19 protein-coding genes are annotated in these 16,841 nt (G+C 41.6%); 17 read left to right on the top strand and 2 right to left on the bottom strand.

The genetic code is table 11. The annotated features are described in order from the left end of the window. The first annotated feature begins 11 nt into the window (after positions 1-11). From LBN07_00215 to LBN07_00145, 15 genes are all read left to right on the top strand, one after another. Positions 12-413, top strand: coding sequence for a hypothetical protein (locus LBN07_00215; GenBank protein ID MDR0849897.1), 402 nt, complete (start codon positions 12-14; stop codon positions 411-413). A 254-nt stretch (positions 414-667) separates the two neighbouring features. Continuing rightward, complete coding sequence (locus LBN07_00210; protein MDR0849896.1) at positions 668-2,176, top strand: hypothetical protein; 1,509 nt, start codon at positions 668-670, stop codon at positions 2,174-2,176. 178 nt (positions 2,177-2,354) lie between these two features. After that, complete coding sequence (locus tag LBN07_00205) at positions 2,355-3,431, top strand: dehydrogenase (protein MDR0849895.1); 1,077 nt, start codon at positions 2,355-2,357, stop codon at positions 3,429-3,431. A 43-nt stretch (positions 3,432-3,474) separates the two neighbouring features. Further along, complete coding sequence (locus tag LBN07_00200) at positions 3,475-4,122, top strand: SIS domain-containing protein (protein MDR0849894.1); 648 nt, start codon at positions 3,475-3,477, stop codon at positions 4,120-4,122. A 179-nt stretch (positions 4,123-4,301) separates the two neighbouring features. Further along, entirely contained in the window at positions 4,302-5,750 is a 1,449-nt protein-coding gene (locus LBN07_00195) for a spore germination protein (GenBank protein MDR0849893.1), read from the top strand. A gap of 1 nt (position 5,751) precedes the next feature. After that, entirely contained in the window at positions 5,752-6,942 is a 1,191-nt protein-coding gene (locus LBN07_00190; protein MDR0849892.1) for a GerAB/ArcD/ProY family transporter, read from the top strand. Further along, positions 6,932-8,185 (top strand): hypothetical protein, encoded by a 1,254-nt coding sequence (locus LBN07_00185; protein MDR0849891.1) that lies wholly within the window; start codon positions 6,932-6,934, stop codon positions 8,183-8,185. The genes LBN07_00190 and LBN07_00185 overlap by 11 nt, the downstream gene beginning before the upstream one ends. A gap of 222 nt (positions 8,186-8,407) precedes the next feature. Beyond that, positions 8,408-8,692: a 30S ribosomal protein S6 gene (rpsF, locus tag LBN07_00180; protein ID MDR0849890.1), complete on the top strand. Its 285-nt coding sequence runs from the start codon at positions 8,408-8,410 to the stop codon at positions 8,690-8,692. A 56-nt stretch (positions 8,693-8,748) separates the two neighbouring features. Further along, entirely contained in the window at positions 8,749-9,165 is a 417-nt protein-coding gene (locus tag LBN07_00175; protein ID MDR0849889.1) for a single-stranded DNA-binding protein, read from the top strand. Between the two features lie 156 nt (positions 9,166-9,321). Then, entirely contained in the window at positions 9,322-9,531 is a 210-nt protein-coding gene (gene rpsR / locus LBN07_00170) for a 30S ribosomal protein S18 (GenBank protein ID MDR0849888.1), read from the top strand. Positions 9,532-9,611: 80 nt separating this feature from the next. Next, positions 9,612-9,914: a hypothetical protein gene (locus LBN07_00165; GenBank protein MDR0849887.1), complete on the top strand. Its 303-nt coding sequence runs from the start codon at positions 9,612-9,614 to the stop codon at positions 9,912-9,914. Between the two features lie 44 nt (positions 9,915-9,958). Further along, the gene (locus tag LBN07_00160) at positions 9,959-10,582 is read left to right on the top strand and encodes a hypothetical protein (GenBank protein ID MDR0849886.1); all 624 of its coding nucleotides are present in this window, start codon (positions 9,959-9,961) and stop codon (positions 10,580-10,582) included. Positions 10,583-10,897: 315 nt separating this feature from the next. Next, positions 10,898-11,164 (top strand): hypothetical protein, encoded by a 267-nt coding sequence (locus LBN07_00155; GenBank protein ID MDR0849885.1) that lies wholly within the window; start codon positions 10,898-10,900, stop codon positions 11,162-11,164. Between the two features lie 41 nt (positions 11,165-11,205). Further along, complete coding sequence (locus tag LBN07_00150) at positions 11,206-11,604, top strand: hypothetical protein (protein ID MDR0849884.1); 399 nt, start codon at positions 11,206-11,208, stop codon at positions 11,602-11,604. Further along, entirely contained in the window at positions 11,601-11,873 is a 273-nt protein-coding gene (locus LBN07_00145; protein MDR0849883.1) for a septum formation initiator family protein, read from the top strand. The genes LBN07_00150 and LBN07_00145 overlap by 4 nt, the downstream gene beginning before the upstream one ends. A gap of 82 nt (positions 11,874-11,955) precedes the next feature. Here LBN07_00145 and LBN07_00140 read toward each other — a convergent pair whose 3' ends face one another. After that, the gene (locus LBN07_00140; GenBank protein MDR0849882.1) at positions 11,956-12,855 is read right to left on the bottom strand and encodes a bifunctional 5,10-methylenetetrahydrofolate dehydrogenase/5,10-methenyltetrahydrofolate cyclohydrolase; all 900 of its coding nucleotides are present in this window, start codon (positions 12,853-12,855) and stop codon (positions 11,956-11,958) included. Beyond that, entirely contained in the window at positions 12,848-13,735 is an 888-nt protein-coding gene (locus LBN07_00135) for an SDR family NAD(P)-dependent oxidoreductase (protein MDR0849881.1), read from the bottom strand. Before LBN07_00135 ends, LBN07_00140 begins: the two co-directional genes overlap by 8 nt. A gap of 98 nt (positions 13,736-13,833) precedes the next feature. Here LBN07_00135 and LBN07_00130 point away from each other — a divergent pair, with 98 nt between their 5' ends. Beyond that, positions 13,834-16,074: an ATP-dependent RecD-like DNA helicase gene (locus tag LBN07_00130; protein MDR0849880.1), complete on the top strand. Its 2,241-nt coding sequence runs from the start codon at positions 13,834-13,836 to the stop codon at positions 16,072-16,074. After that, positions 16,064-16,813, top strand: a complete 750-nt coding sequence (locus tag LBN07_00125) for a ComF family protein (protein ID MDR0849879.1) — start codon at positions 16,064-16,066, stop codon at positions 16,811-16,813. The genes LBN07_00130 and LBN07_00125 overlap by 11 nt, the downstream gene beginning before the upstream one ends. The last annotated feature ends 28 nt before the right edge of the window (positions 16,814-16,841 follow it).

The following is a 16,841-nucleotide window of genomic DNA, read 5'->3' as shown; positions in this document are numbered from 1 at the left end:
GGAGAAAAAATATGAGTGCTTTAGAAGTTGTTTTGCTGATTACAAGTGTCTTGGAGCTTATAATAATATTGTGGCTTGTGACAAAGGTAATAAATAGCAGAAGTAAGCCTGTCACCAAAGAAAAGAAGGGTGTTAGGTATACTATTAAGGATAATATATATAACAAAGAAGGCGGAGTAAATGCTTCGTTTGTTGAAGGAGATATTATTCTCGCTGCCGATGAGCCTTATCACGTAAACAAAGATGGACCCGTCAAGCCCGGCAGGTATACAATACTGTCGCCACAGTCAACCAAGAAAAAGATAACGCTTAAGGTAAATGCCGTAAGCCGAAATCATGAACACGACAGCGGAGTTGTGTTTGCCGAAGGTGACATAGTTGTTGCTGAAAACGAATCGGTTATACTCAGATAAAAAAGCGGGGCATATGCCCTGTTTTTATTTAATGGTGGTGCATACGCAGCACTACAAAAAAAAATGCTAATCAGACACTTGCCGTCGAGAGAATAAATGCACAACCCCTTAAAATAGAAAATAGACGGCCGGCAAGATTTGTTTAGGATTTTTGTAAATTTACTTGTTTTTATGTGGAATTGTGGGTATACTAGAAATATAATATTTACAGTTATTATTTTTTGTTTTTAAACATAAAAGATAGAGGAGATAGTATGAAAAAAATCAGAAACGGAATGTTTGCGTTGATTGCGGTTGTTTTAATGTCCGGATTTGTCTTTGGAGGCTGCAGTTGGTTTGACGGAGAAGGCCCCGAGGTATATCAGGCCGAAACTTTTTATATGAACGGGCAGACTTATGATTATGTTATAGATAACAACGAAGAGCTTAAGATGCTTGTATGGCACACCATTCTTTACCGGAAAAATAATGTTAAGTTTTATCTTAACTATTCGGCTGGTGACCTAAACACTCAAGTGGGCAAGTTTATATACGACCCAAACAACGATCAAAACACTTATCCTGAATATGACGGACTGAATGTGCTGTTTTATACCTCAGGGTCTCAGGCGGGCAAGATTTATACAAGAGTTGTCAAAAACGCCGGCGGACAGGTTTGGCAGCTTCAAAACTTCACATATTATCTCAATAATGATTTTACGCTGAGCACGGCAAACGCTACTGCTTCAGATGTTTCTCACATAAGCACAGGTGGCAAGCCCACCCTTATGCAGTTTAGAACCACGCACTCTCAGCCCACAAAAGATCATGACTTTGATATGGAGTATATTCAGGGCACTCCCGATACAAGAACTTTCCCGATTGATGACGTAGAGACTGAGGTGGAGGTTTACAACACCACACAATTGTTTATGGCGGCACAATACGGCGCAAAACCCATATTTACAAATACCACCAGCGTGGCGTATACAGTATATCAAAACGCGCGGACAATTCTTGGACAAATCAACAACAGCGATGCTCTCACCGACTATGAGAAGGCGCTTAATATATACAACTATATTGTTCAGAATGTGACCTATGACCATGTATTGTTTGATTATATGGATGAGATAAGCGATGACAGCGTATACTCCTTTGGCAACTTTGGCGTATTTCATCTTGAAGGCGTACTTTATGATTTAGATGACCAGGTTGCGGTGTGTGACGGGCTTAGTAAGGCTTTTGCGCTTATGTGCAGAATTGAAGGTATATACTCAACTAAGGTCAACGGTATGGCCGGCAATCCCGGTGCTCAGGGCAAGCACGCATGGAACGAAATCGGTCTGGATGGCGAATATCATTGGGTTGATACTACTTGGGGAATGGCTTATTGGTATGACAGCGGCACAAGCACCTTGTATGAATACGCAAGCAGGTCATACTTCTTGGTAGACGACAACCTTCCGAGCCACACGTCTGAATTTGTAGTGGGCAGCAACAATGTGACTGATTATAATTATTTTGAGAAGCTGACCGTAAATCACAACAGTGAGGACGTAAGTCATTTGGTGGGTAGCGTAGTGCAGCTGAATAAACTGATAGAGTATTATACTGACTTGGCAAGCACCATTGGGCACAGCGTGAGTTTTGAAATAAAACTTACCAATGCGGGTTACACCGATATACTTTCGCATGGCGGCCTTGGCGGCACGCTCAGCGGCGTGGAATATATAGAGAACTTCCTCCCCGACGGCAAATTTGTTGCGATATATGTTCCTTAATAAAAGATAGTAAAGATATAGAAAAAATACTAAGACATCCTTAGTATTTTTTTGTTGCGCTGTCCACTTTGTTGACAAGGCGGCAGCGGCGGTGATATAATTATTATGCGGGCTTGATTGGGAAGAATTTTTGGACGGAATATAAAATCGCTGCTTGGCAGTGGATTTGGGGGAAAATATGGAAATAAGAAGCAGGGCACCGCTTAGAATAGGTTTTGCAGGCGGCGGAACGGACTTGGAGTCGTATAGCAATCGCTTTGGAGGCTGCGTGCTTAATTCGGCAATTTGTATGTATGCTTATTGCACAATCTATCCGTCACAGGATAATAGAATTAAAATTCAATCGTATGACAATAAAAATTCAATTGATACCGAATCGGTGACTGAACTCCCTATTATAGGTGACCACCTCATTTTGCACAGGGGAGTGTATAATCATATCGTGAAAAATTTTAACGATGGAAAACCTCTGTCATTTTTTATGTGCACCAGCAATGATGCGCCTGTGGGTTCGGGGCTTGGGACATCGTCGACAATGGTGATTGCCATAATTGAGGCCTTTGACAAGTGGCTTCGGCTTGGGCTCAGTGATTATCAAAAAGCGTCAATGGCTTATGATATAGAGCGTAAGGAGCTTAAACTTGCGGGCGGAAAGCAGGATCAATACGCCGCAGTTTTTGGCGGGTTTAATTTTATGGAGTTTAGAAAAGACGGAAATGTTATTGTAAATTCGCTCCACCTGTCGCGTCAGCGTATTCTGGAGCTTGAAAGTTCAATGCTGCTGTTTTATAGTGGAATAAGCCGAAAGTCTGCCGAGGTGCAGCTGGAGCTTGCCAAAAACATTGTAAAGGACCAGATTAAAAACACAGAAACCGAAAAGCAGACGACAGCTATGGATGCTATGCAGAAAATAAAAGAAAATGCGGCCTTTATGAAAGACTGCGTGCTTATAGGGGACTTTGAGGGTATAAAGCAATCCTTCAGAGAGGCGTGGGAAAACAAGAAGAAAACCTCGTCATTTGTTTCAAACAAAAAACTTGAGGATATTATATCTCACGCTATGAAAAGCGGAGCGGAGGCAATTAAGGTGTCAGGTGCGGGCGGAGGCGGGTTCTTGCTGATGCTGTGTAACCCTATAAACCGTCAAAAGCTGCAAAACAGTATGGAGGAGATAGGCAAGGTGTATCCTGTTAAGCTTACGCCCAATGGGGCCGAAAGCTGGGTGATACCGCAAGCGGGAGACAAGGTAAAATGATTTTGTGCTTTTAAAAACAAGTAATAAATAAAAGGGGTGCAATATGAAAGAAACAACCAAGCAAATTTTTAGAGATTTTTTTGAAAGAAATCCGTCTTTGGCGGAGCTCAAGAAACAGTTGGAGAATGCGGTGGAGCTACTTTTTAAGTCAACTGCCAAAAATAAGATTTTGGTTTGCGGCAACGGTGGCAGTGCTGCCGACAGCGAGCATATTGCGGGGGAGTTGTTGAAATCTTTTATGAATAAGCGGCAAGTGAGCTCTAATTTTAGAGATAAGTTGGTTAGGGAGTTTGGCGAAGAGGGTAATTTTATTGCTGACAATTTACAGCAGGGTATCAAATGTATTCCGCTCACTTCTTTTTGTGCGTTTAATACGGCCTTTCTTAATGACTGCAATGAAAAACTGCTTTTTGCGCAGCTTGTTAATGCTCTTGGAGACCATGGAGATGTTCTGCTGGCAATATCCACCAGCGGAAACTCAAAGAATGTATGTTATGCTGCACAAGTAGCCAAGATAAGAGGTATGAAGGTTATAGCTCTGACGGGCAGCGGCGGCGGAAAACTGAGAGGACTTTGCGATGTGTTGCTGAATGTGCCGAGTGATATTGTATATCAGATTCAGGAGTTGCATTTGCCGGTATACCACTTGCTGTGCTTGGCTTTAGAAAATGAATTATATGGCACGGCATAACAGTTACGCTCACTAGGGTTTTGACACCTACGATGTCTGCAGAAGCGTTCGTGTGACTGTTGTGCCATTACAAGAACAAAGCGTTTGCTTTGTTCTTATTTTTTTGTAGCATTGCTGAGTAGTATTTTTTGGATATTTTTTATGTGTTTTAACATACTAACCATAATTGGAGTTTGGGTATGAAAAAAACACAGAAACAAAAAATTACAGCTCAGCAAAGAGCAGACAAGTTTAAGCAGTGGCTTAATGACAATGATGATTTTAAAACGCGCGATCTTGTCATAGGCGGAACATCTGCTAAGCTTATATTTTTGGAAGATATAGTCGACACCAACATGCTGAACCGCGACGTGCTGACGCCTATTAACACACTCGGCGGTAAGTTTGACAATATCCAACAAATTATGAACAACTTTACGGTTGTTTCAAAATTGAAGATTTTTGAAATCGATGAAGAGGCATTGGAACAAATATTCAGGGGCAACGCCGCTCTTTTTGTTGACGGGTTTAGCGAGGTTATTTGTTTTGATGTGGCCAAGTTTGAAAGCCGCACTGTTATTGAGCCTCCAACCTCGTCGGTTGTTAAGGGCCCGAGAGAGGGGTTTACCGAAAGCATTAAGACCAATATGGGACTTATCAGAAAAAGACTGCTTACCACCAAGCTTAAGGTGGATATTCTGGTTGTAGGAAGGCGTACCAGAACTGCTGTGAAAATAGTATATTTGAGCGATGTTGCCGACAAAAAGATTGTAAGTGAAGTAAAGAAGAAAATACAGAAAATTGACATAGACGGAATTATAGATAGTTTTTATATCGCGCAGTTTTTGGAAAAGCGTCCCTTTAGCATGTTTAAGCAAATAAACTCCACCGAAAAGCCCGACGTTGCGTGCTCAAAAATTTTGGAGGGTAGGATTGCCATTGTTGTAGACGGCTCACCTATGGTTCTGACGGTTCCTTTTTTAATGCTGGAGGATATTCAGAGCAGTAATGATTATTATACCGAGCCTTATAGAGCGGCTTTTTTAAGAATTATGCGGCTTTTTGGAATGGCGGTTGCAATACTTCTGCCGGGGCTTTATGTGGCCATGGAGCTTTATCATTATAAGCTGCTACCTCTTAGGTTTCTTACTACTATCGTGAACTCCGCTCAAAATCTTCCGCTGAGCCCCTTGCTTGAAATATTTTTGATACTGATACTTTTTGAAATGCTGTTTGAAGCAAGCATACGAATGCCCAAATATTTGGGTATTGCCATATCAATTGTGGGTGCACTCATTTTGGGAGATACGGCAGTAAAGGCGGGGCTGGTGAGCCCTCCGGCCGTAATGGTTGTGGCAGTGTCGGGCATAGCCACCTACGTTGTGCCCGACCAGAGCTCGCAGATATCAATACTTCGTTTGTTTTTTACTTTTATGGGTGGAATTATGGGGGTGCAGGGGCTTATGCTTGGCGCCGTAACAATTTTGGCATATCTATCTAATTTTGACAATTACGGTGCGCCTTATCTTGCGCCCTATTCTCCGTTTGTGAAAAACGATATGCAAGACTTTGTGCGGAAGGCAAACTTGCAGGATATGAAAAAACGTCCGATGAGCTTTGGCCAAACCAACAAAACAAGGGGGCGGTAATATGAAACTGATAACTACCCGTCAGGCGTGTTTTATGCTAATTCTAGCGGCGATAACCTTTAAACTTATGTTTCTGCCGGCCCTGCTTTCGGGAGCTGTTAATAATGACACCCCTGTGGCCGTGCTCTTTTTGGGTACACTCGAGCTTATGGCGCCCATAGTACTGCTGTGGTTAAGCCACAAATATCCCGATATGACATTTAAGGAAATGCTTATCAAAATGTTTGGTAATGTTGTTGCCAAAATTATTTTGATATTGTTCAGTGTTCACTTTTTGATGCGTACAATTGCTGTGTTTGTGGGCTATTATTTATATCTTTATTTTACGCTTTATTCGGCTTTGCAGTGGATTACTTTTGCTATTCCTCTGCTTATAGTGTTGTTTTATATCATAACAATGGGACTTAGGAGCATTGGCAGGCTTATGGAGATATTTGTTCCGATTGTGCTGGCAGCGATTGTGGCTGTGCTGATTTTTGCAAGCATACCCGCGGATTTCAGCAACATGTTGCCTATATTTGAAAACGGCGTTATAAGCTCAACCGTTCCGGCACTTGATTATACGCTGTGGGCCGGAAACTTTCTGGTCTACGTAATGGTTATGGGAAACATTAAACGTAGCAAGAATCATAACCGTGCGATGATTCTTACTCTTCTTATAACGGTTGTATTAATTATTGCTTTCTATGTGATTTACGCAAGTCTTTTTCACTATAACGCCGGCAACTATAGTGAATCAAATTCTGATATAGTTTCAATTCTGCCCCGAAGCTCGGATGTTGCCAGCATACATTGGATAATAGCGATTATATGGTGCAGTGCTATGTTTTTATATTGCGTTGTTGTGGGGGTATGCTCGCAGTTTTGCGCTCAGGAGGCAATAGGAACCAAGTATAAGTGGCAAATAGGCATGCTTATTTGTATTATAATTTTGGCAGTTGCTGCCGGCATAAATTTTGACATAGCAAAGCTTGCTGCCTTTGGCATAAGATACGGTAAGTATTTTGATTATCTGGTGCAGTTTATAATACCCTTTATGCTTTGGATATTTGCTTTCAGACTTAAATCCGACCGGTCGGGCGCAAAGACTGATAAGGCGCAAAACCCTCTTGACAGTAATGCTGCAGGGCAGCAAAAATTTAGAACGCCGCGGCGACCTCAAGGTCGGGAGCGAGGTGAATATGGTAAGTAAGTTGATAAAATATAAGGTAGTTATAATAATGGCACTGCTTATATTAATATTTTTGCCGGGCGTGCTTGTTGGGGATTTGGACAGTAAGACTGATGCGATTATTACGAGTGTGGGCATAGATAAAAACGGTGACAATGGCTATGAGGTGTCGCTGCAATATGTAGTGCCTACACCAAGCGGGCAGTTTAATAAGAAGGTGGATGTTTTGAGTAGCAAGAACGGGGATATTAGCGCCACTATTGCTGACCTATCACTGAAGCTCGGCAAGCCTATAGGGTTTTCACACTGTCAGTCTATTGTAATAAGCCAAGATGTGACAGAGGGTGATATTGCCAAGATTTATGATTACTTTGTTAGATTTGAGCTTAATACTAATTATATCGCACTTATTTATACACCGCAGAGTGCTAAAGATTTTTTGAATGCCAGCGCTGATACGCAAAATTCGCTGGCGATTAGTATGGGAGGAGAGGGAGAGTTTAGCAACGTAAACCTGCGAGGAATGCAGACTTTTTTGAGCGATTTTTATATAGGCTATTTCAGCCCATCGGGATGCTCGCGTATGGGATGTATTGACGTGAAAGAGGAACCTTCTTCCGGTTCATCGGGAGGAGATCAGAGCAGCAGCGGAAGTGAGGGCGGCAGCAGCGGCAGCGGCAGTGAAGGTGGCGGGGGCGGTAGCGGCGGCGGAAAGAAAAAGATTGTAAACGAAGGTAAGGCTATTGTATTGAAGCACGGCAAAAAGGTGCGTATGCTTGAAAAGGAAGAGGTTATAGCTTTCGGATGGTTTTTTAAAGATACCGCAAGCGGAAACATTATGATTGAACATGTTACAGGTGAACAGTATAAGGACGCTACAGTTGGTGTAGAGATTGTGGATAAGAGTTCTAACGTAAAGGCCTATTTTGAAGACGGTGCGCCTATATATGAGCTTAAGGTTAAAGTGAGGGCTAGGGTGGCTGAAGTCAAACAAGATGGCTATACCCTTGATAATTTTCATATGCTTAAGGAAAATGTAAACAAGGTTTTGAAGGCGGCTATAACCGAAAAGATAGAAGAAGATTTTAACACAGCTATAACGCTTAGTCAGGAAAATAATTTTGATATTATTGAAGCCTATGACACTTTTTATAAGTTCAGAACGCGTCAGTTTAAAAAGTTCCTTGACAATCTCCCCAATATAGATGAATATATTAAGCACATAACATTTAAGGTAACGGTTGATGTTCAGGGGAGTGTATAGATTTAAGATTAAATGTAAAGTATGAAACATTGAAGCGTGTGGATTGCCTATAGGGCACCCCGCTTTTTGTTTGTTTTTGTCTTGCTTTTTTGTTTGGGTTGTGCTATATTAGGTGAGTAAACCGTTTGGTTTATGATTGCGGAAAACAAACAGACTTGTTTTTTTCTTTCCGCATATCCTTGTCGGGAAGCCCGGCCGATTAGTCCAAAAGGAGGTAAAAATATGACAAAGTACGAAATGCTTTATATCATTACGCCCAGTGTCAGCGAGGATGGGAGAGAGGCTCTCATCAAAAAGTTCAGTGAATATGTAACTTCTCGCGGAGGCACTGTTGAAAACACAGAAAAGATGGGCATCAAACGTTTGGCGTATCCGATAAAGTTTAAGCAAGACGGATTTTATGTGCTTATGAATTACTCAGCAGACCCCAAAGTCAGCTCTGAAATGGAAAAGCTTATGCACATAACCGACGGAATTTTGAGAACCATCATTATAAAAAGAGACTGAAAAAGTTTAACTTGAGTTTTTGCGTTTATAAAAGAAGAAAAGATTGAGGAGTTTTTATGAATAAAGTAATTTTAGTAGGTAACTTAACAAAGGACCCGGAGCTCAGCACTACCAACAGCGGAATAAACTATTGCAGGTTTACTGTGGCTGTTCAGCGAAGATTTAACAATGCGCAGGGCGAGAGAGAGGCAGATTTTATACCCATTGTAGTTTGGAGAGCACAGGCTGAAAACTGTCACAAATATCTTAAAAAAGGTAGCAAAGCCGGCGTTGTAGGGACAATCCAGACTCGCAGTTATGACGCTCAGGATGGCTCCAAACGCTATGTGACAGAGGTTTTAGCGGATGAAGTTGAGTTTTTAAGCAGTAAAGGAAGCAGCGGCGGAGAAGGTTATAGTGCACCCAAAAACACCAATTCCGACAATGATGTGACCGACCTGCAGCCTATTGAAGATGACACTATGCCGTTTTAGTTAACACTTCAAAGCAGTCCATCTAAGGGCGCATCGAAGTGTTAACAATGGTAAAAATAAAAACTTAAATAAAAGGAGAATAAAATGTCAGAAGAAATAAAGACCGAAGTGCATGAAAAGGGCGAAGAGAAATCTGCTCCGAGAAAGCAGAAACGTATGCCCAAACGCAAGGTTTGTCCGTTTTGCGTGGATAAGAGTAAAGCGATAGATTATAAGGATACTGCAACGCTTAAGCGTTATGTGACCGAAAAAGGCAAGATTATTTCAAGACGTCAGACGGGTGTGTGCGCTGCTCACCAGCGAGTATTGGCAGTTGAAATAAAAAGAGCCCGAAATATTGCACTGCTTCCATTTAAGGGAGATTGAAAGAGAACCACCATTTGGTGGTTTTTTGTTTGACAGATGGGGGAGGATGAAGGTATAATTTTAGCAAATAAAGGAGAAACATGATATCTTCACAAGAACATAGTTTATCATTTCGTTTAGGCATTGTTGCGCTTTGTTTAGCGAAGTATTTGCCCCTGATTTTTTTGATTTTTTTCGGCTTATTTGGATTTGTTGTTTCATTTATTATTTCCGTTGTGCTTTTAGTCTTTTCTTTTGTTTTGAGTGATATTGGTTTGATGCTTGCTGAAAGAGAAGGAAGTAAATTTGTTGGTGAGCTGAATTTTTGGGTGGCAATTGTGTCTATAATTGGTATTTTTATTGTAATTTGCGCATTGCCATTTATATGGTTTTTGTTTATTTGACAAGCCGGCTGATTTTATTGTATTATCTTTTAAAGGAGAAATTTATGAGTAAAGGAACAATTCAAAATACTGACGTTAAAAAAGGAAATGTAAAGGCTGGTGCTGTCAAAAAACAAAATGTAAGCGCGCAGACCAAAAAACAGCAGCCTAAGGCCGCACCGCAGCGGGTCAAAATGAGCAAGTCAGCTAAAGCGCAGAACACAAAGGCAGAGGCAAAGAAGGCCAAAACAAAAGCCAAATCACAAACAGTCGCAAAAGAGCAGGACTTTGGAGATATAGTACGTATGCCGGGTCTGGTTAAGCGCACTCTTATGGTGGCGGCATATCCCGCTATGGTAAAGAATGAAACAAAAGACGGCGAAGTGAAGTTTGTAGGTTTTTTGCCCGGATTTGAATTTTGTTCGGTTGAGGATATAGCGAGCATTGGCGAGTGCATGCAGCTTTTGCAGGATAAGCTTGACGACGAGGTTGAAAGCTTAATCTTAAAAAACGAGGGACTGCCGTTTTTGCCTGATGATGAGACGCTGCTTAAAGCTTATCCGGGATTTGAGATAAAAATGCTTGACATAAATGTGTGGGCGCTGCCTGATGACGGAAACGATTGTTGCGGGGGTGAACATTATCACCACCACTGCGGGTGCGGCTGCTGCGGGCATGATGAGGAATAAATAAGCAAAAAGGGGGCGTGTGCTCCCTTTTTAATCCCCTGCAAGGGGCCTTGCCCCTTTGAATCCCAAAGATGATTCATTGTAAGACATCAAATTTATTCTTTTCCAAAATTTTGCTAAACCGCTGCGCTTCAACGCACAAATTTTGGTGCTCTCATAAATTTGATGTCTTACAATGAATGATTTTACAGATTTAAAAGGATGTTTACGGATATTTTTGTTTCTTAGTTGAGCCCCATTTGCATAATTGATTTTACGGAAACATAACTATATGTTGAAGGCGTGTGTAAAGACGCGCTGACTTGGGAGGGTTATATGCCGGAAGAAACAAAGAAAAGCGAACTTAAACTTGTAAACAGGACAAACCTGAGCGTTACGGGGCTTGAAAAGGTGATAGGCGCAAACGAGAGCAGAATTTGCATTGTTGTGTCGGGGTGTATGCTCAATATTTTTGGTATGGGTATGCATGTTGATCGGCTGGATGTGGCCGGCGGCTTTATTGATATTGCGGGGCAGATAAATGAACTTAAATACACCGCTGCTCGCGACAAAACCAACTTCTTTAAGAGACTTGTAAAATAATGCTGTTTGAAACCGAGACTCAAATTTGGATATTCTTTTTTATGCTCTGGATGGGGGCTTTGCTTGCGCTTGGATTTAATGCGCTGTATTTTTTGAGATGTGTAAAAGTTTTGGGGCACGTATTTGATTTCGCCTTTATTGTGTTTTGTGGTTTTGCTTATGTGTGGGCCGTAAATTTTTGTGACTACGGCAAAATCGGCGTCATGACTGCAGCCATTATGCTGCTGGGTTTTTTCCTGATGAATAAGTTGGGAGGAAAGATTGTGAAAGCGGGTTTACAACTACTTTACAATCGTCTTTTTAAGTGGTATAATTGGAGTACAGGCAAAATATTTTTGCGATACATAAAAAACTTTAAAAACAATCAAATTAAACAAAAAGCGAAAGATGAAAGATTTAGCCTGAGATATTTTAAAAAACACAAAAGGAGGCAAGCATGAAACAAAGCAACATGAAAAGAATGATAAGCGCGATTACTGTTGCGGTCGTGCTTGTCGTTGTAGGTATGCTGGTGGGTTTGATATTTCAGTTTACGCACCTAAGCAAGCTTAAGGCAGAGGCGGCGGAGCTAAACCGGCAGGTGCAGGAATTAAAAGACTCAAATGCAGATGCTCAAAATCAAATAGACTTTTTCAACAATGCCCGCGCCCTTGAGGATATGTATCACAGTCAGGGGTACGGTAAGGACGGAGATATATTCTTTGAATAAGGGGAGCTACAGAAACATTAGTGAATATACTTACCTTATGTAGAATAAAAAGAGGCCCGCATTTATGCGGGCTTTTTGTTTTTTAGTTGTTAGAATCCTTTTGTTTTGAGGCGGCCTCAATGGCTTCTCGGTGTTGAATGGCGAGTGTTATCAGATTTTTTATAAGCATTGTTATGGTCATGGGACCGACGCCTCCGGGCACGGGAGTAATGTATGAACACAGGTCTTTGATGTTTTCATAATCGCAGTCGCCAAAGACTTTGCCTTCATCTTTGTCAAAGGTGAGGCCAATGTCGATTACGACTGTGCCTTTTTTGACGTGTTCGGCCTTTACAAAGTTTTTTAGACCTACGGCGGTGATAATTATATCACTTGATTTTAATATATGGTCTAGGTCTTTTGTTTTGGTGTGACAAACTGTGACTGTTGCGTCATTTTGAGTGAGAAGCTGAGCAAGTGGTTTTCCTACAAGCAGGCTGCGGTTGACAAGGGCTACGGACTTGCCGCAAAGCCCCACACCGTAGCTTTTGACAAGTTCGATGACACCTTGAGGTGTGCAGCTTAAAACTGCGCTGGGTTCACCGCTTATAAGTTTTCCGAGGTTAACAAAGGTCAGCCCGTCAATGTCTTTGTCGGGGGCAATTTTATTTATGGCTTCGGTAGCGTTAAGCCCAGGGGGCAGGGGGAGCTGCACCAAAATTCCATCAACGCCGGGGTTATTATTATGTTTTTCAATAACGCTGTTAAGGTGCTGCTGCGTAGGAATGATGTTAAAGTGCTCCAGCGTTGTTTTAATGCCAAGCATCTGGCAGGCTTTAAACTTTCCGGTGATATACATCTGACTGTTTTTGTTGTTTCCAACATTAATGATTACAATATGCGGCATGGCCCTATTTTTTAGTGCGAATTCTGAATTTATTGTTTCCTTAAGAGTTTCCCGCAGTTTTAGCGCCAGCGCTGCACCGTCTAAAAGTTTAGTCATCGGCTTCTCCTTTTCCACATTTCTGCTTATCTATTAAACTTGTTGCTTCGCAATAGTCGTTTTTGTCGGTGTATATATTTTGAAGGGTCTTTATTTTGGTAAGCCTAAGAAAGCTACCCGCAACTCTGCCGCTGCTTCGAGGGAAGTATCTATAGAAAAGAAACATTGCTTTGGCGTCTGCGCCCAATATCATACGGCGGCAGTTGTGTTTCATTTTCCGCACAATAATTCTTGCAACTTTTGGGGCAGGCCTTGCAACTTTATTTATTATTTTTTCTTCACCTTCAGCAATGGCGCCGCTCATGAGATTGGTTCTTACAAACCCCGGCATAACGGTGCTTACAAAAATGTTTTTTCCAAGCTCTACGCTCAGCGCTTCGCTATAGCTTTTAAGAGCCGCCTTGCTGGCAGAATATCCCGCTACACCCGGCAGGCAGCACAGAGATGCAAGACTTCCGATATTGATTATGGCGGGATTTTTTTGACCTATCAGCATAGGTATAAAGGTTTTGCAGGCATACACCACCGAAAAGTAGTTTATTTTCATAACTCTTTCAACTTCACTTGTTTCAGTTTTATCTGCAGATTTAAAGGGCAGCATAATGCCTGCGTTGTTGATTAAAATTTCTATAACACGGCTTTCCTCAGTAAGTTTTTGGTGTAGCTTATGCCAATTTTCTTCTATGCTCACATCCATAATATAATAGTCAAAATTTTGGGACTTTTCACCCAAATCATTTTTAAACTGTATGAGTTTCTGCTCGTTTCGGGCAACGCCCAAAACCTGGCAGTTATATTTATTTATGAGTATTTTTGCAATTTCCTGCCCGAGGCCGCTGCTGGCTCCGGTTATCAGAACTTTTCTTTCGTTTAATTTCATGATTTAATTCTATCAAAAATACAAAATGCTGGCAAGCAAAAAGGTATTGAGAGCCCATAAAACTTGCCAAAAAAGTTTAATTAACATATAATAGAGAAATGAAACTAAGCGGTGTCATTGAAGACGTAGTATATAAAAATAGCGCAAACGGCTATACGGTGCTTAACATAGATGTTGAGGGCATTTTAGTTACATGTGTTGGGAAGAGTGCCAACATAAACGAGGGCGAATTTGTAGAGCTTGAAGGAGAGTATACTAAAAGTAATAAATACGGTGAGCAGTTTTCGTTTAGTAATATTAAAATAAGTGACCCTGTGACAGCAGACGGAATTATAAGATATCTTTCAAGCGGGCTTATTAAGGGGGTAGGACCTGTTACGGCAGAGGCAATCGTAAAAAAGTTCGGCAAAGATACGCTCAGCATAATAGAGTTTAGCCCCGAGCGGCTGACTGAGGTCAGGGGCGTGAGTGAAAACAAAGCTCAGATGATTGGGGAAGCTTTTAGCGAGATTAAAAACATGCAGCGTGCCATTATGTTTTTACAGGACCGCGGTATTACTACCAACATGGCGGTAAAGCTTTTTAATATCTATAATCAGCAGACTGTTGATGTGATATCGCAAAATCCATATAAATTGATTGAGGATATTGACGGTGTGGGTTTTTTGACAGCTGACAGGATTGCCTCTAATCTCGGAGTGGCTCCAAACAGTGAGTTTCGTGTGCGGGCTGCGATTTTGCATACCCTAAAAGAGGCCGCCGACAAAGGTGGAAATACCTTTTTGTTTCAGGGTGACCTTTGCGGGCAGGTGCTGAGTTTGATTAATCTTGAAGTTGAAAGCGGACAAGTCTTGGTGAATAATGTGCTGGAAAACCTCAGTATGGATAATGTCATCAAGCAGTTTGAGAGCAAGGGCAGGCCTGTTGTAATGCTCAGCCGCATGCATTTTATGGAGAATGCTGTTGCTAAAAAACTTACAACTCTAAACGCCAACGGCGACGGTACGATAATTGACTTGTCTGCCGAAATAGAGCTTTATGAAAAACAAAATAAAATTACGCTGCACTCTGACCAAAAGGAAGCTGTAACAATGGCGGTGAACTGCCCCGTGTCGGTGATAACGGGAGGTCCCGGAACGGGAAAAACCACTATAATAAAATGTATACTGAACTTTTTAAAAGCGCAAGGCAAGCAAATTTATCTGCTGGCTCCAACGGGCAGAGCTGCAAAGAGACTTTCACAGTCGTGCGGAGTTGACGCCAGCACCATTCACCGTGCACTTGAGGTGCGTCACAGTGAGGACGACTCAAACAGCATATTTGTGCATAACGAAAAGAACAAGTTGCCGGCCGACGTTATTATAATTGACGAGGTTTCGATGGTGGATATACCGCTGGCTTTTTATCTGTTTCGCTCTCTCAAACCCACCTGTAAGCTTATTTTGGTGGGCGACAAAGACCAGCTGCCAAGCGTAGGAGCCGGTAATGTTTTGTTTGATTTACTTAAAAGTGAGGTTATAAAATCAGTCAGTCTTACGCAGATTTATAGGCAGGATGAGGATAGTTTGATTGTTACAAACGCGCATCTTATAAACAACGGCAAGATGCCCGAATTTAACAATAAAAGCAAGGACTTTTTCTTTGAAGAAAAGGGAAGCACTGAGGATATGCTGAAAACTGTGATAGATTTGGTGCTTTATAGACTGCCTAAATACACCGGACTTGAATCCGCGCAGATTCAGGTGCTTGCTGCCATGAAAAGCGGAGTGTGCGGAGTAAACAACCTTAATCAGCAGCTGCAAATGCTTATTAATCCTCAGTCTGTTAAAAAGGCTGAAATAGCTCTTGAACATACTACCTATCGCGTAGGTGACAAGGTAATGCAGATGAGCAACAATTATAACCGCGCGTGGTTTAGGCTTGAAGGCAGATATACTCAAGAGGGCGAGGGCGTATTTAACGGTGATATGGGCAAAATTATTCTGATAGATTTTCAGACTTATGAAACTACAGTTGAATTTGAGGACGGCAGAATTGTGGTTTATCCGCGAAATGAGATAACCGAGCTGTCGATTTGTTATGCTACAACTATTCACAAAAGTCAGGGCAGTGAGTTTGATGTGGTGGTTATTCCCGTTGTTGCAGGCAGCCGGCAGATAATAACGCGCAACCTTTTGTATACTGCTGTGACCCGTGCCAAAAAGATTGTGGTGCTGGTGGGAAGCCGTAAAAATATTGCGTATATGATACACAACAATTATACTGCCAGCCGCAACAGCATGCTTTGTGAATTTTTAAAAACACAAAAGAAAAAGGCGGATTTCCTGTATGGTGAATAGGTTTAAGGACTTTATGTTGGAGTGTTTGTTTCCGAGTAAAATTGAATGTATTGTTTGCGGAGATGAACTGAGTTATGAGCGTCCGCATGATATGTGTTATGATTGTCTTAAGCGTCTTCCGAAAATAATTAAAGAATGTAAGAAGTGCGGTGTAAGTATAACAGGCATGGGGAAATATTGTCTGACCTGCAAAGAACGGAAGTTCAGGTTTGAACGCGGAGTGTCGTGTTTTGATTATAGCGGCAAAATGGTGTCATTGATACATACTCTCAAATATGGCGGAGGTAAATATTTGGCAAAGCCTCTTGCTAGTTTTATGACGGATAAGTTTAATGAAGCGGGGTTTGAGGTTGATTTTATTATGCCGGTTCCTGTTGGTCATCAAAGAGCAAAAGAGCGCGGATATAATCAAGCGGCGCTTTTGGCACGCGAGGTGAGTATAACTGTAGGGATTGAATACGCTGATATTTTAGAGCGCATAAAAGATACTCCAACGCAAGCTAAACTTACGCAGGAGGAAAGACGTCACAATCTGGACGGAGCATTTGTGGTTACAGATAAAACTAAAGTGAAGGGCAAAAATATTTTGGTGGTTGATGATATTATGACTACGGGCTCCACATGTGACGAGATTGCAAAGACACTTTTGAAAGCCGGGTCCAAAGCAGTGTTTGTGCTGACTCTTGCTCACACGGTGCTTAAATATGATGGAAAGGTAGAAGTTCCTCACGATTTTTAACAGATTAAATACGTTTGTAAGTTTTTTA

The sequence above is a fragment of the Christensenellaceae bacterium genome, assembly GCA_031260975.1.
In the GTDB taxonomy this organism is placed as follows: Bacteria; Bacillota; Clostridia; order Christensenellales; family UBA1242; genus JAISKJ01.
This window is presented reverse-complemented; position numbering and strand designations above follow the sequence as displayed.

Coding starts and splice junctions, on each gene's coding strand:
- LBN07_00140 (MDR0849882.1), bottom strand. CDS start 12,855: ATGACTAAACTTTTAGACGGTGCAGCGCTGGCGCTAAAACTGCGGGAA.
- LBN07_00150 (MDR0849884.1), top strand. CDS start 11,206: ATGCTCTGGATGGGGGCTTTGCTTGCGCTTGGATTTAATGCGCTGTAT.
- LBN07_00145 (MDR0849883.1), top strand. CDS start 11,601: ATGAAACAAAGCAACATGAAAAGAATGATAAGCGCGATTACTGTTGCG.
- LBN07_00190 (MDR0849892.1), top strand. CDS start 5,752: ATGAAACTGATAACTACCCGTCAGGCGTGTTTTATGCTAATTCTAGCG.
- LBN07_00130 (MDR0849880.1), top strand. CDS start 13,834: ATGAAACTAAGCGGTGTCATTGAAGACGTAGTATATAAAAATAGCGCA.
- LBN07_00160 (MDR0849886.1), top strand. CDS start 9,959: ATGAGTAAAGGAACAATTCAAAATACTGACGTTAAAAAAGGAAATGTA.
- LBN07_00165 (MDR0849887.1), top strand. CDS start 9,612: ATGATATCTTCACAAGAACATAGTTTATCATTTCGTTTAGGCATTGTT.
- LBN07_00200 (MDR0849894.1), top strand. CDS start 3,475: ATGAAAGAAACAACCAAGCAAATTTTTAGAGATTTTTTTGAAAGAAAT.
- LBN07_00210 (MDR0849896.1), top strand. CDS start 668: ATGAAAAAAATCAGAAACGGAATGTTTGCGTTGATTGCGGTTGTTTTA.
- LBN07_00185 (MDR0849891.1), top strand. CDS start 6,932: ATGGTAAGTAAGTTGATAAAATATAAGGTAGTTATAATAATGGCACTG.
- LBN07_00215 (MDR0849897.1), top strand. CDS start 12: ATGAGTGCTTTAGAAGTTGTTTTGCTGATTACAAGTGTCTTGGAGCTT.
- LBN07_00125 (MDR0849879.1), top strand. CDS start 16,064: ATGGTGAATAGGTTTAAGGACTTTATGTTGGAGTGTTTGTTTCCGAGT.
- LBN07_00205 (MDR0849895.1), top strand. CDS start 2,355: ATGGAAATAAGAAGCAGGGCACCGCTTAGAATAGGTTTTGCAGGCGGC.
- rpsF (MDR0849890.1), top strand. CDS start 8,408: ATGACAAAGTACGAAATGCTTTATATCATTACGCCCAGTGTCAGCGAG.
- LBN07_00175 (MDR0849889.1), top strand. CDS start 8,749: ATGAATAAAGTAATTTTAGTAGGTAACTTAACAAAGGACCCGGAGCTC.
- LBN07_00155 (MDR0849885.1), top strand. CDS start 10,898: ATGCCGGAAGAAACAAAGAAAAGCGAACTTAAACTTGTAAACAGGACA.
- rpsR (MDR0849888.1), top strand. CDS start 9,322: ATGCCCAAACGCAAGGTTTGTCCGTTTTGCGTGGATAAGAGTAAAGCG.
- LBN07_00195 (MDR0849893.1), top strand. CDS start 4,302: ATGAAAAAAACACAGAAACAAAAAATTACAGCTCAGCAAAGAGCAGAC.
- LBN07_00135 (MDR0849881.1), bottom strand. CDS start 13,735: ATGAAATTAAACGAAAGAAAAGTTCTGATAACCGGAGCCAGCAGCGGC.